Annotated in this window: 11 protein-coding genes; 7 read left to right on the top strand and 4 right to left on the bottom strand. The window is 62.5% G+C overall.

Annotation, left to right across the window (positions count from 1 at the left end; all coding sequences use genetic code 11):
* Nucleotides 1-65: 65 nt before the first annotated feature.
* The 4 genes from speA to B348_RS0123820 form a co-directional block, all read right to left on the bottom strand.
* Entirely contained in the window at nt 66-1,979 is a 1,914-nt protein-coding gene (speA, locus tag B348_RS0123835; RefSeq protein WP_017738543.1) for an arginine decarboxylase, read from the bottom strand.
* Between the two features lie 144 nt (nt 1,980-2,123).
* The gene (locus B348_RS0123830; RefSeq protein ID WP_012722004.1) at nt 2,124-2,495 is read right to left on the bottom strand and encodes a translation initiation factor Sui1; all 372 of its coding nucleotides are present in this window, start codon (nt 2,493-2,495) and stop codon (nt 2,124-2,126) included.
* A 195-nt stretch (nt 2,496-2,690) separates the two neighbouring features.
* The gene (locus B348_RS0123825; RefSeq protein ID WP_026137018.1) at nt 2,691-3,227 is read right to left on the bottom strand and encodes an NUDIX hydrolase; all 537 of its coding nucleotides are present in this window, start codon (nt 3,225-3,227) and stop codon (nt 2,691-2,693) included.
* A gap of 2 nt (nt 3,228-3,229) precedes the next feature.
* Nucleotides 3,230-4,297, bottom strand: a complete 1,068-nt coding sequence (locus B348_RS0123820) for a DUF2333 family protein (protein ID WP_017738541.1) — start codon at nt 4,295-4,297, stop codon at nt 3,230-3,232.
* Between the two features lie 280 nt (nt 4,298-4,577).
* On the opposite strand from B348_RS0123820, the gene B348_RS0123815 reads away from it, so the two are divergent.
* From B348_RS0123815 to B348_RS0123785, 7 genes are all read left to right on the top strand, one after another.
* Entirely contained in the window at nt 4,578-6,248 is a 1,671-nt protein-coding gene (locus B348_RS0123815) for a PleD family two-component system response regulator (protein ID WP_017738540.1), read from the top strand.
* Between the two features lie 53 nt (nt 6,249-6,301).
* Nucleotides 6,302-8,263 (top strand): methyl-accepting chemotaxis protein, encoded by a 1,962-nt coding sequence (locus tag B348_RS0123810; RefSeq protein ID WP_017738539.1) that lies wholly within the window; start codon nt 6,302-6,304, stop codon nt 8,261-8,263.
* Between the two features lie 262 nt (nt 8,264-8,525).
* A complete protein-coding gene (gene aroQ / locus B348_RS0123805; RefSeq protein WP_017738538.1) occupies nt 8,526-8,981 on the top strand; it encodes a type II 3-dehydroquinate dehydratase in 456 nt (151 codons plus the stop codon).
* Between the two features lie 24 nt (nt 8,982-9,005).
* Nucleotides 9,006-9,467: an acetyl-CoA carboxylase biotin carboxyl carrier protein gene (gene accB, locus B348_RS0123800; protein WP_017738537.1), complete on the top strand. Its 462-nt coding sequence runs from the start codon at nt 9,006-9,008 to the stop codon at nt 9,465-9,467.
* A gap of 17 nt (nt 9,468-9,484) precedes the next feature.
* Nucleotides 9,485-10,846, top strand: a complete 1,362-nt coding sequence (gene accC / locus B348_RS0123795; RefSeq protein WP_017738536.1) for an acetyl-CoA carboxylase biotin carboxylase subunit — start codon at nt 9,485-9,487, stop codon at nt 10,844-10,846.
* A 267-nt stretch (nt 10,847-11,113) separates the two neighbouring features.
* On the top strand, nt 11,114-11,992 hold the full coding sequence (gene prmA, locus B348_RS0123790) for a 50S ribosomal protein L11 methyltransferase (RefSeq protein WP_017738535.1): 879 nt from the start codon (nt 11,114-11,116) through the stop codon (nt 11,990-11,992).
* A 30-nt stretch (nt 11,993-12,022) separates the two neighbouring features.
* Complete coding sequence (locus B348_RS0123785; protein WP_017738534.1) at nt 12,023-13,264, top strand: DUF3426 domain-containing protein; 1,242 nt, start codon at nt 12,023-12,025, stop codon at nt 13,262-13,264.

Raw genomic sequence — 13,264 nt, 5'->3', positions numbered from 1 at the left:
CCATCGCAGGCAAGCCAGCTCCCACACAAGCCAGCTCCCACATTCTAGATGTGTGCCAGCTCAGGTTACGAGGATAGGTACGAAGAACGGGTCAGCCCCAGACGCAACGCGTCGAGGAACTGGGCACGCTCCGCCGCAGTGATCTTCGCGCTCGCGCACTTGTCACGGTAGTGGGTCATCAACTCCTCCGGCGACAAGTGCACATAGCGCAGCATGTCTTCGATGGTGTCGTGGGTCTCGATCCCGGCGCTGTACACCGAACCGTCTTCACGCTGGTAGATGTTCACCGAGTCGGTGTCACCGAACAGGTTGTGCATGTCGCCAAGGATCTCTTGGTAAGCCCCCACCAGGAAGATGCCCAGCAAGTAGTCTTCACCTTCGTTCAAGCCGTGCACGGGCAGGCTGGTCTCGATCGACTGCTCGTCGACGTACTGCTTGATCTTGCCGTCGGAGTCGCAGGTCAGGTCTTGCAGCACGGCGCGGCGCAGCGGCTCTTCGTCGAGGCGGTGCAGCGGCAGGATCGGCAGGGCCTGGCCGATGGCCCAGGTGTCCGGCAGGCTCTGGAATACCGAGAAGTTGCAGATGTACTTGTCGGCCAGCTTGTCGTTGAGTTCGTCCAGCACCTGGCGGTGCGAGCGCTGGCGGGCTTTCAGCGAGTTGTGCAGGCGGCGGCACACGGCGAAGTAGCACTGTTCGGCCAGGGCTTTTTCCGCCAGGGTCAGTTTGCCGTCGGCGTACTGGGTGGCCACGTCGCTCATGTAGTGGGTGGCGCGCCAGTAGGTTTCGGTGACCATCTCGATGTCGGTCGGGCCCAGCAGGTCCACCAGCCATTGCACGGTTTCCGGCAGGCTTTCCTTGTTCTCGATCACTGGCACGTCGTCGTTGTGTTTCTCGACGTCGGTGACTTGCACCACCAGCATGGCGTGGTGGGCGGTCAGGGAACGGCCGCTCTCGGAGAAGATGTTCGGGTGCGGCAGGCTCTGCGCGTCGCAGAATTCCTTGAGCATGCCCACGACCACGCCGGCGTAGTCGTCCATGTCGTAGTTGATCGAGCTGGCGTTACGCGAGTGGGTACCGTCGTAGTCCACGCCGAGGCCGCCGCCGACGTCGATGTGGTCCACCGGCAGGCCGAGGTTGCGCAGTTCGCCGTAGTAACGAATGGCTTCCTTGAACCCGTGCTGGTAGTCGGCCAGGTTGGCGATCTGCGAACCCATGTGGAAGTGCAGCAGGCGAATGCCCTGGTCCAGGCCGGCCGCGCGGAAGCGCTCGACCACGGACAGCAGTTGCGCCGCCGACAAGCCGAACTTGGACTTCTCGCCACCGGTGTCTGCCCATTTGCTCGACGCCAGGGACGACAACCGCACACGCAGGCCAACCTGCGGCTTGACCTTGAGGTTGGCGGCTTCTTCGATCACCAGCTCAACTTCGGATTCTTTCTCGATCACGATAAAGACGTTGTGGCCGAGCTTCTGGCCCATCAGCGCGAGGCGGATGAACTCACGGTCCTTGTAACCGTTGCAGACGATGGTGCCGCCCTTCGGCGCCAACGCCAGCACGGCCAGCAGCTCAGGCTTGGAGCCGGCTTCGAGGCCAATGGAGACGTCCTGGGTGGCGATGATGTTCTCGATCACCGCTTCCTGCTGGTTCACCTTGATCGGGTACAGCGCGGTGTACTTGCTCTGGTATTCCAGGCGCTCGATGTTCGCATCGAAGGCGCCGGTCAGCTGGCGTACACGGTCTTGCAGGATGTCGGGGAAACGCACCAGCAGTGGCAGGGACAGGCCGCTTTTGCGCAGCTCGTCCACTTGCTCGTACAGGTCGACCGGCGTGCTGTTCGGGCCGTTCGGACGGACTTCAACGCGACCGGCATCATTGATCGCGAAATACCCGGCCCCCCAATGGCGAATCCCATAAACACTGCGGCTGTCCGCAACTGTCCATTGGCTGCCATCGTCTTTGCGTGTGCGTCGTACGGACATCGAAGTCCCCTATAAATGAAGTCGAAGGCGCCGCCCCTATCAGAGGCTGGCGCAGTCTAAAGAATGAAAATGACGATTTGCCTGCGTGCAAGGTAGGACCCCACGCGCAGGACAGAGTTTAGACACAGGTCGGAAAGAGGCTTCTCAGCCGCCGGACTTCTTGGCCTTGTAACCGAGCTTGATCAGCTCGGCCAACAGCAGCTCGACGTGATCGCCCTGGATCTCGATGACGCCGTCTTTCAACGCGCCACCGGTGCCACAGCGCTTTTTCAGCGTGGTGGCGAGTTCCTTCAGGGCCTCTTCGGCCAGCGGCACGCCGGTGATGGTGGTCACCGTCTTGCCGCCACGGCCCTTGCTCTCGCGGCGTACGCGGGCAATACCGTCGCCTTCGGGGATCAGGGTCTGTTTGCAGGTACACGAATCCACGGGCTGACGACAGTCCGGGCAGTGGCGACCTGCGTCGGTGGAAAATACCAGGCCACCAAGGGCGGCGAAGGATGCGGCTTTTTTGGCCACCGGCAATCCTCTTGGGAGGACAAAGACAGATCGGTACCCGCAACGGGACTACCGACCGCGAAGCCCCACTCAGGCAGGGGCAGCGCTACCGAACCGCCTTACTCCTAATAGCAGGGTGGCTCGGGTGAAAAGTCGCGCAGTGTAACGGCAAAAAGCCGACTTGCTAAGGGCCAAAACGCGCCAATTTATGCAACTTTAGCGACGCAGGTCCAGATAGCGGCGCAAGCCTTCCTGGGCGTCCGGGCAGTAGGGCTTTTGTTCCGCTTCCTGAAGGACCGTTTCGAGGGGTAAAAAGCGCGCTTCCATGACTTCTTCGGGCTGCAAACGCAGGGGCCCGTCCCACACGGCAGAGTAGGATCGGCACCAGAGCCGGCTGTCGCCGTCGGCAAAGTAAAAGTGGTCATGCTCGACCAGCTCTACCCCGGCCACGCCGAGTTCCTCTTCCAGCTCACGGGCCGCCGAAGCGGCATAACTCTCCCCCGCCGCGACCATCCCACCCGCCGCCGTGTCCCAGAAACCGGGGTACATGGCTTTGCTCAGGGTGCGTCGGTGCACACACAGCTCGCCTAGGGAGTTGAACAGGAAGATAAAGGTGCAACGGCCGATAAGGCCGCGCTGGCGCAGGTCGGACCGGACCAGGTGACCGAGGAGGTTGTCCTCTTCGTCCACCCAGCAGATCAGTTCAGCATCAGAGGCCGCACGGTGCGCGGCCTCTTTTTCAGTAGCGTCCATCATCAACCCTGGTTGAGGAGCTGACGCAAGTCGATCACTGCAGCGTTGGCCCGGGAAATATAGTTGGCCATCACCAGCGAATGATTCGCCAGTACACCGAAGCCACTGCCGTTAAGAATCATAGGACTCCATACAGGTTCCTGCGAGGCCTCCAGCTCACGAATGATCTGGCGCACGCTGACCGTGGCGTTTTTCTTCGCCAGTACGTCGGCAAAATCCACTTCGATGGCGCGCAACAGGTGGGATAACGCCCAGGCCTGGCCACGGGCTTCGTAGAACACGTTGTCGATCTGCATCCATGGGGTTTCCACCACTTCTTCATCGACCTGCGGCACTTCACCCGGCGCCAGGGCTTCGGTTTTCAGTGCGGTGTTCAATTTGACCCGGCCAACGCTGGCCGACAGGCGTTGCGACAGCGAACCCAGGCGGGTCGCCACGTCACCCAGCCAGTTGTTGAGGTTGTCGGCACGGGCATAGAACAGCGCGCCGCGCTGGTTCGGGTCGGACAGGCGCGCTTCGTAGCGGCTCAGGGAATTGATGCCTTCCTGGTATTCCGACTCGCTGGACGGCAGCACCCAGCTCTTGTTGTCGAAGTTGAAGCGCGGCTCGGCCTTGGCCAGGTCCGCATCTTCAGCCGACTGCGACTGGGAGCGGGCGAAGTCTTTGCGCAGGGCGCGGGTCAGGTCGCGCACCTGCACCAGCACGCCGTATTCCCAGCTCGGCATGTTGTCCATCCACAGGCCAGGCGGGAAACGGTCGTTGGAAATATAACCACCGGGCTTGTTCAGCAAGGTGCCGACCACGGTCTTGAGGGTTTCGACGGTGGTGTAGCCCACCACCATCTGCTTGCCTTCCTTCTCGGCGGCAATCTGCGCGTTTTGCTGGACCGGGAACAGCGCCGGTTCCTGGCTCCAGTACCACCCCAGGCCGCCGGTGACCAACAGGTACAAGCCCAGCAGGCTGAGCACGGCCCGGCTCATCAGCAGGGTGCGAAAGTAGCTGCGGTTGGCCGACTTGGGCTCAGGGGCGGGGCCTTTGGCACTGTCTGCACGGTTTTTCCAGTCCAGCATGGCGATATCCTTTCAATCACTTGAGTTCATGCACGTCTATAGTCCGGGTGCGTTCAAACACTCCGACCACAACCCTACCCCATCGTGCCCGTCGGCGCGGGGCTTTTAGCGCAAGCACTATAAAGGATGCACGCTTTTCGCGCTGCGCGACCCTTGAGTCAAAAATTGAATGCACAAGTCTCGCAGTTAATTGACGCATGACACTCATGTAACAGAAAAGAGGTGCTAGCATAGAGCCATCAGTTCGACCTCAGCATGCAGCCTAACTAGTAGTCAGGATATGACCGAGCCAGAAGACCCCAGCCGTGAGCGTCTCAAGCACCATTTTGCCCAGCGGGTAATTCATCAGGCACGTCAAATTCTTGAGATCTGGCAGCGCCTGCAACGCAGTGAATGGTCCAACGCCGACCTCTCCGAACTCAGCGAGGCCAACCTGCGCCTGCTGCGTTTTGCCGAGCGTTTCGAACAGCCCGAGCACGGCCAGTTGGCCCGGCACATCGGCGAGTCGCTCAAGCTGGTGGACGAAAACCGTGGCCGCCTGAGCAGCCAGCTGATCACCGAACTCAATCGCTTGATGCAGCGCCTGTCGCGCACCGGCCTGCGCCAGGGCGATCAGCTCGAACAAACCTTCCTGCCGCCGATGCGCAAACCGATCTACGTGATGCTTGCCGATCACGACCGCGCCGAGCGCCTGGCCAAGCAGCTGGAATTCTTTGGCATGAGCGCCCAGTCCCTGGACAGTGTGGCGGCGTTTCGTGCGTCGATGGCCGAGCGCCTGCCCTCGGCCATCGTCATGGACGTGGACTTCTGCGGCCCGGGCCTGGGCCTGCAACTCGCCGCCGAAGCCCAGGAAGGCCTGGAGCAAAAGCTGCCGCTGCTGTTTTTCAGCCTGCACGAGACCGACACCCCGACCCGCCTCGCCGCCGTGCGCGCCGGCGGCCAGGAATTCCTCACCGGCACCCTGGAAGCCTCCAGCCTGCTGGAAAAAATCGAAGTGCTCACCTGCGTCGCCCAGTACGAACCCTATAAAGTGCTGATCATCGACGACTCGCGAGCCCAGGCGCTGCACACCGAGCGGCTGCTCAACAGTGCCGGCATCGTCACCCGCACGCTGATCGAGCCGATCCAGGCGATGGCCGAGCTGGCCGACTTCCAGCCCGACCTGATCATCCTCGACATGTATATGCCAGCCTGTACCGGTACCGAACTGGCCAAGGTGATCCGCCATAACGACCGCTACGTCAGCGTGCCGATCATCTACCTGTCGGCCGAAGACGACCTGGACAAGCAGCTGGACGCCATGAGCGAAGGCGGCGACGACTTCCTCACCAAGCCGATCAAGCCGCGCCACCTGATCACCACCGTGCGCAACCGCGCGGCGCGTGCGCGCCACCTCAAGGCGCGGATGGTGCGCGACAGCCTGACCGGCCTGTACAACCACACCCATATCCTGCAATTGCTCGAAGACTGCAGCTTCCGCGCACGCCGCGAGAACAAGCCGTTGAGCTTTGCCATGCTCGACATCGACCACTTCAAGCGGGTCAACGACAGCCACGGCCACCCCATGGGCGACCGCGTGATCAAGAGCCTGGCGCTGTTTCTCAAGCAGCGGCTGCGCAAGACCGATTACATCGGGCGCTACGGTGGCGAAGAATTTGCCATCGTCATGCCGGACACCGACCTGGAATCGGCCTGCAAGGTGCTGGATGAAATCCGTGGGCGCTTTGCCGAAATTCACTACCCGGCCCAGCCGCAAGACCTGTGGTGCACCTTCAGCGCCGGCCTGGTGGAGCTGTGCGACGATTCCGACAGCCTGATGATGGCCGCCCAGGCCGACGAGGCGCTGTACCGCGCCAAGCACGCCGGACGCAACCGGGTACAGGCTGCGCGCACGTCAAAGCAAAGTGCCACCTTTTCACCAGATTCCACTGATACCGTCATAACCCTGTAACGAAAACGCAATAACTTCAGGCACTTACCTTTTGCTGTCGGTTGAAACCACGCATGCGCCTGAAGCTGCTGACCAATCTCAATACCCTTCTGCTGGTGGCCGTGTGCCTGGCGCTCGGGGCGACACTCTGGTGGTCGCAACGGGCACTGGAGCGCCCGTATTTGTTGATGGAACGCTACCTGGGCCTGTCCCAGACCTTCCAGAACCAGGCCGCGCGCAATATCGACGACTACCTCGCCAGCGGCGACGCCCTGCGTTTGAGCAGCGCCAGCCAAAGCCTGGAAAGCCTGCTGCAGCATCTGGATGAACTGCCCGCCGACCTCGCGCAAAACCTGCGCCCGAGCCTTGCCGACCTGGACGCCTTCGGCAAGACCGACCTGCTCGCCGCCGGCAAGCTGGCCGGCGACCCGCAAGCCTTGCTGCTGCAAGCCGAGCGCGAGCTGGGCGCGAACCTGGAACAACTGAGCCAATACGCCCTCGGCGTGAACTCCGCGGACGCCGCACGCTACCTGCCGCCGCTGCTGGCCGCCGCGCAACACCTGGGCAAGCTGTCCCTGGCCCGCGACAAACTGGTCAGCAGCGGCCGCGCCGAACTGGCGGACGATGTGGAGCGCGAAGTCGGCAATATCCGCAGCCAGGCTGACGTGCTGGGGCAGCTGCCACTGCTGGGCGTGAAGGCCAGCGCCGAGTCCAGCGCCGACGACTTTTCCGCCTTGATGGGCCTGGAAAACAGCGTAAAAGCCGAAGTTCAGGACACTGGCGTCGACCTCAAGCGCGAACTCAACAGCCTGCTGACCCGCTACCCCGCCGAACTCAAGCGCACCCGCGAACAGATCCAGCAACGCGCCGACCTCGCCGCCAGCACCCACCTGAAAATCAACGCCGTGCAGCAAGCCATCGCCGGCCTGGAGCCCGTGGTGCGTGCGCAACACGGCAGGATCCAGGGCGAAGTGCGGGTGATGCAAGGCGTGATGATCGGCCTGATCCTGCTGATCGCGCTGCTGATCGACACCCTGCAACGCCGTTTGGCGCGGGTGCTGACCAACCTGGCGCCAGCGCTGTCCACTTGGGCCGAAGGCGACTTCAGCCAGCCAATCGCCCTGGGCAAGACCAACCGCGAATTGCACGACATCGAGGCGTCCCTGAACCGCCTGCGCGCCTATCTGGTGGCGTTGGTGGGCACCATTCGCGGCAATGCCGAGGAAGTCGCCGGCAGCAGCCGCGCCCTCGCCGAGCTGAGCAGCGGCCTGCATGACGGCGCCGAGCGCCAGGCCGGCGACACCGCGCAGATCCGCGACTCCCTGGGCGAACTGGAAGCGACCATTCAACAAGTGGCCGGCGACGCCAGCCAGGCCGCCGGCGCCAGCCGCAGCGCCGGTGAAGCCGTGGAACAGGGCCAGCGGGTAATCGGCCTGAGCCTCACCGGGCTGCACGCGTTGGTGGGTGAAGTGCAGCAAAATGCGCAGATGATCGAGAAGCTCGCCGCAGAATCCGCCACCATCGGCGGCGTCCTCACGGTGATCCGTTCGATTGCCGACCAGACCAACCTGTTGGCGCTCAACGCCGCCATCGAAGCCGCCCGCGCCGGTGAAGCCGGGCGTGGTTTTGCCGTGGTCGCTGACGAAGTGCGTTCCCTGGCCCAACGCACCGCCGGCGCCACCGCCGAGATCCAGACCCTGATCGCCGGCCTGCAAACCGCCGCGCACCAATCGGTGCAAGGCATGCGCGCCCAGGTCGAACACGCCGAAGCCACCGCCCAGCAAGCGCAAGCGGCCGACGGCGCGCTGGATGAAATCGTCGGGGCGATCCAGACCATTTCCGACACGGCGGTGCGCATTGCCGATGTGACCGCACAGCAGAGTGGCGCGGTGAGTGAGATTCGTGACAACAGTGAGCGGATTCATCAGCTGGGTGAGGACAATCTGCTGCGCATCGGCCAGGGCCGTAGCCAGGGCGAGCACTTACTGGTACTCGGTGGACAGCTCAACACGGCGGTGCAAGCTTTCCGCGTTTAACACGGCCTCAGCCTGGATGGAGACCAAATGTGGGAGCTGGCTTGCCTGCGATAGCGGCATATCAGTCAAAGATGCATCAACTGACAGACAGCTATCGCAGGCAAGCCAGCTCCCACACTGACCGGATCCAGCCCGGCAGTCACAAATTTTGCGCTATCCTCGCTAATCGTGCTGCCTACTGCATAGAACTGGACAGTCACAAAGGCTTTGCGGCATAGTCGCCGGGTTCTGCCGTACCCCTATCAATAACAAGGAACAGCCGATGGCGACCTTTCTGGTTCTGCACGGACCCAACCTGAACCTCCTCGGCACCCGTGAACCGGGCGTCTACGGGGCAGTGACCCTGGAACAGATCAACCTCGATCTGGAACGCCGGGCCCGTGAAGCCGGCCACCATCTGCTCTACCTGCAAAGCAACGCCGAGTACGAATTGATTGATCGCATCCATGCCGCGCGCGGCGAAGGCGTGGACTTTATCCTGATCAATCCCGCCGCTTTTACGCATACAAGCGTTGCATTACGTGACGCGCTGCTGGCGGTGAGCATCCCATTCATCGAAGTGCATTTGTCCAACGTGCACAAACGCGAAGCTTTCCGCCATCACTCCTACTTCTCCGATGTAGCGGTAGGTGTGATCTGCGGCCTTGGCGCCAGCGGTTACCGACTGGCCCTGGAGGCCGCCCTGGAACACATTGAACAACCGGCCAAGCGCCCCTGACCGACCCTTGGGAGTTGATGATTCATGGATATCCGTAAAGTTAAGAAACTGATCGAGCTGCTGGAAGAGTCCGGTATCGACGAGCTAGAAATCAAGGAAGGCGAAGAATCCGTACGGATCAGCCGCCACAGCAAGACCCCGGCCCAACAGTTCTACGCACCGCAAATGCAAGCACCGGCTCCAGCCGCTGCCGCTCCGGCTGCTGCACCGGCCGCCGCTGCTCCTGCTGCGCCAGCTGCCCCTGTATTGAACGGTTTCGTGGTCAAGTCGCCAATGGTCGGTACGTTCTACCGCACCCCGGCACCGACCTCGCCAGCCTTCGTTGAAGTCGGCGCAACCGTGAAAGTGGGCGACACCATCTGCATCGTCGAAGCGATGAAGATGATGAACCACATCACCGCTGAAAAAGCCGGCGTGATCGAATCCATCCTGGTAGAAAACGGTCAGCCGGTTGAGTACGACCAGCCGCTGTTCACCATCGTTTGAACCGCGGAGCGCCTTCGATGTTGAAACCTGCGAAGAAACTGCAAAAAGTCCTGATCGCCAACCGCGGCGAGATCGCGCTGCGGATCCTGCGCGCCTGTAAGGAAGAGGGCATCAAGACCGTCGCTGTTTACTCGACGGCCGATACCGAACTGATGCACGTGAAACTGGCGGACGAAAGCATCTGCATCGGCCCGCCACTGGCCACGAACTCGTACCTGAAAGTCTCCAACATCATCGCGGCCGCTGAAGTGACCGGCGCTGATGGCATCCACCCGGGCTACGGCTTCCTCGCGGAAAACGCCGATTTCGCCGAACAGGTGGAAAAATCCGGCTTCGCCTTCATCGGCCCGAAAGCCGAAACCATTCGCCTGATGGGCGACAAGGTGTCGGCCAAGGACGCGATGATCGCGGCCGGCGTGCCAACCGTTCCAGGTTCCGACGGCCCGCTGCCGGAAGACGAGGAAACCGCTCTGCGCATTGGTCGTGAAGTCGGTTACCCGGTGATCATCAAGGCCGCCGGTGGCGGTGGTGGTCGCGGCATGCGCGTGGTGCACAAGGAAGAAGACCTGATCGAAGCGGCCAAGCAGACTCGCTCCGAAGCGGGCGCCTGGTTCGGCAACCCGATGGTCTACCTGGAAAAGTACCTGACCAACCCACGTCACGTGGAAGTGCAAGTACTGTCCGACGGCCAGGGCCACGCCATCCACCTGGGCGACCGCGATTGCTCGCTGCAACGTCGTCACCAGAAGGTACTGGAAGAAGCGCCGGCACCGGGCCTGGACGAAAAAGCGCGCGAAGAAGTCCTGGCTCGCTGCGTCAAGGCGTGCATCGACATCAACTACCGTGGCGCCGGTACCTTTGAGTTCCTCTACGAGAACGGTCGTTTCTACTTCATCGAGATGAACACTCGTGTGCAGGTAGAGCACCCGGTTTCGGAGATGGTCACCGGTATCGACATCGTCAAGGAGATGCTGAGCATCGCCGCTGGCAACCCGCTGTCCTTCACCCAGGACGACGTGAAGATGCACGGCCACTCCCTGGAGTGCCGTATCAACGCCGAAGACCCGAAAACCTTTATCCCAAGCCCTGGCCTGGTCAAGCATTTCCACGCGCCCGGCGGCAACGGCGTACGTGTGGATTCGCACCTGTACAGCGGCTACAAGGTTCCGTCCAACTACGACTCGCTGATCGGCAAGCTGATCACCTGGGGCGCGACCCGCGACGAGGCCATGGCCCGTATGCGCAATGCCCTGGACGAAATCGTGGTAGACGGCATCAAGACCAACATCCCGCTGCACCGGGACCTGGTCCGCGATGAAGGCTTCTGCGAAGGTGGTGTGAACATTCACTACCTGGAACACAAGCTGGCCAACCAGTAAGTGCTCCACCCAACAAAACCGCCTTCGGGCGGTTTTGTTGTTTGTGGGATAGCAAAACACAGCCAATCTTCTGCGGGAGCTGGCTTGCCTGCGATGCAGGCACCTCGGTTTGTCAGCCAAACCGAGTCGATGCTATCGCAGGCAAGCCAGCTCCCACACAACCTCGCTCCCACATTTGTTATGTGTACACCCCTCCCGCCGCTCGCGTAAACTTGCGCCCTTTCGCGACCCACCCGTCGCACATTCAATTTTTCAAAGGTGCCCGCCATGCCTTGGCTGCAAGTCCGTCTCGCCATCAGCCCAGAACAAGCCGAAACCTACGAAGACGCGTTCCTCGAAGTGGGCGCCGTGTCGGTGACCTTCATGGACGCCGAAGACCAGCCGATCTTCGAACCCGAACTCAACACCACCCCGCTGTGGTCCCACACCCACTTGCTGGCCCTGTTCGAAGACGGCACCGATGCCGCCGCCGTACTGGCCCATATGGAACTGCTCACCGGCGGCCCGCTGCCGGAGCATCACAGCGAAGTCATCGAAGACCAGGACTGGGAACGCAGCTGGATGGACAACTTCCAGCCGATGCGTTTCGGCCAGCGCCTGTGGATCGTGCCGAGCTGGCACGCCGCGCCGGAGCCTGACGCCGTCAACCTGCTGCTAGACCCGGGCCTGGCGTTCGGCACCGGCACCCACCCCACCACCGCGCTGTGCCTGGAATGGCTGGACGGCCAGGACCTGACCGACAGCAACGTGCTGGACTTCGGTTGCGGCTCGGGCATCCTGGCGATTGCCGCCCTGCTGCTGGGCGCCAAAGAGGCCGTGGGCACCGATATCGACGTGCAGGCCCTGGAAGCCTCCCGCGACAACGCCGGGCGCAACAACATTCCTGAAGGCAAATTCCCACTTTATCTGCCAGAAGACCTGCCGCAGGTGCAGGCCGATGTGCTGGTGGCGAATATCCTCGCCGGGCCGCTGGTTTCCCTGGCGCCGCAGCTGTCGAGCCTGGTCAAGCCGGGTGGCCGCCTGGCCCTGTCGGGCATCCTCGCCGAGCAAGGTGAAGACGTGGCCGCCGCCTACGCCAAGGATTTCGAACTGGACCCGATCGCCAACCGTGATGGCTGGGTACGCATCAGCGGGCGTCGGCGCTAGAATGAGCGCTTGCCTGAATCGGATGGCCGCATGACCGACAGTTTCGTCACCCAGTGCCCACATTGCCAAGCGCGCTTTCGCGTCAACCACGCTCAACTGAGCGTGGCCCGCGGCGTGGTGCGCTGCGGCTCGTGCCTGCAAGTGTTCAATGCGGTGCGCCAGCTGCTGGAGCAGCGCGCCAGCGCCACGGCGGCGGAACCCGAGGTGCCGAGCAGCGTTGAACCGGCCCCCGAGCCGCCCCGCGCCATCAGCCAGAAACAGTGGACCGCCGAAGAACTGGACCTGGATAACCTGGACCTCGACCAGGAACTGGCCAAGCTCGAACGCCGCGAGATTCAGCACACCCAACCGTTGGGCGCAGAACGTCGCCAACCCGGCACCGACCGTCGCCAAAAAGACGAACCCCTCAGCGCCAGCCGCGACACCGTCAAGGCCGAGGAAGAAAAGTGGGCCGCCAGCCTGTTCAGCGAACCGCCGGCAGAACGCGTGGCAGCCGACGAAAATGACGCCGAACCGACGAACGCTCCTGCGACCCGGCAGCGCACCGAACCGTCCATGTCATTCCACACCGACGACCTGGACGACGAGCCGCCACTGCGCTCGACGCCGGACGAGGACGACATCGACCCGCCGTTCACACCGCTGACCCAGGCCGCAGAAGAGCAGGACGCCGACGAGCGCCCGACCTCGCGCCGCAAGCGCCCACGCGCGACCACCAGCGTGCACGACGAAGTGCTGCAGGACCTGGAAGACGACCCGCTGCACCTCTACGCGCAAAAACGCCCGCAGGGCTGGGGCCGCCGCCTGATCTGGATCCTGCTGGTGTTGATCGCCGCCGCAGGCCTCGCCGGCCAGTACATCGCCTATCAATTCGACGACCTGGCCCGCCAGGACGCCTATCGTCCATGGTTCCAGCAACTGTGCCCGACCCTCGGCTGCACCGTGCCATCACGGGTCGACATCGCCCATATCAAGAGCAGCAACCTGGTGGTGCGCAGCCACCCGGAGTTCGCCGGCGCGCTGGTGGTCGATGCCATCATCTATAACCGCGCCACGTTCTCCCAGCCCTTCCCGCTGCTGGAGCTGCGCTTTGCCGACCTCAACGGCAGCCTGATTGCCAGTCGTCGCTTCAAGCCTGCCGAATATCTGAGCGGCGAGTTGGCCGGGGTCAGCGAGATGCCGTCGCAAACGCCGATCCATATCTCCCTGGACATCCTTGATCCAGGCAACAAAGCCGTGAACTACAGCCTGAGCTTCCACTCGCCCGAGTGA

Source organism: Pseudomonas sp. CBZ-4 (genome assembly GCF_000346755.1).
In the GTDB taxonomy this organism is placed as follows: Bacteria; Pseudomonadota; Gammaproteobacteria; order Pseudomonadales; family Pseudomonadaceae; genus Aquipseudomonas.
This window is presented reverse-complemented; position numbering and strand designations above follow the sequence as displayed.

Bases quoted from the DNA above. Each gene is read 5' to 3' on its own strand.
- speA (WP_017738543.1), bottom strand. From the start codon at position 1,979: ATGTCCGTACGACGCACACGCAAAGACGATGGCAGCCAATGGACAGTT.
- B348_RS0123825 (WP_026137018.1), bottom strand. From the start codon at position 3,227: ATGGACGCTACTGAAAAAGAGGCCGCGCACCGTGCGGCCTCTGATGCT.
- B348_RS0123820 (WP_017738541.1), bottom strand. From the start codon at position 4,297: ATGCTGGACTGGAAAAACCGTGCAGACAGTGCCAAAGGCCCCGCCCCT.
- B348_RS0123815 (WP_017738540.1), top strand. From the start codon at position 4,578: ATGACCGAGCCAGAAGACCCCAGCCGTGAGCGTCTCAAGCACCATTTT.
- B348_RS0123810 (WP_017738539.1), top strand. From the start codon at position 6,302: ATGCGCCTGAAGCTGCTGACCAATCTCAATACCCTTCTGCTGGTGGCC.
- aroQ (WP_017738538.1), top strand. From the start codon at position 8,526: ATGGCGACCTTTCTGGTTCTGCACGGACCCAACCTGAACCTCCTCGGC.
- accB (WP_017738537.1), top strand. From the start codon at position 9,006: ATGGATATCCGTAAAGTTAAGAAACTGATCGAGCTGCTGGAAGAGTCC.
- accC (WP_017738536.1), top strand. From the start codon at position 9,485: ATGTTGAAACCTGCGAAGAAACTGCAAAAAGTCCTGATCGCCAACCGC.
- prmA (WP_017738535.1), top strand. From the start codon at position 11,114: ATGCCTTGGCTGCAAGTCCGTCTCGCCATCAGCCCAGAACAAGCCGAA.
- B348_RS0123785 (WP_017738534.1), top strand. From the start codon at position 12,023: ATGACCGACAGTTTCGTCACCCAGTGCCCACATTGCCAAGCGCGCTTT.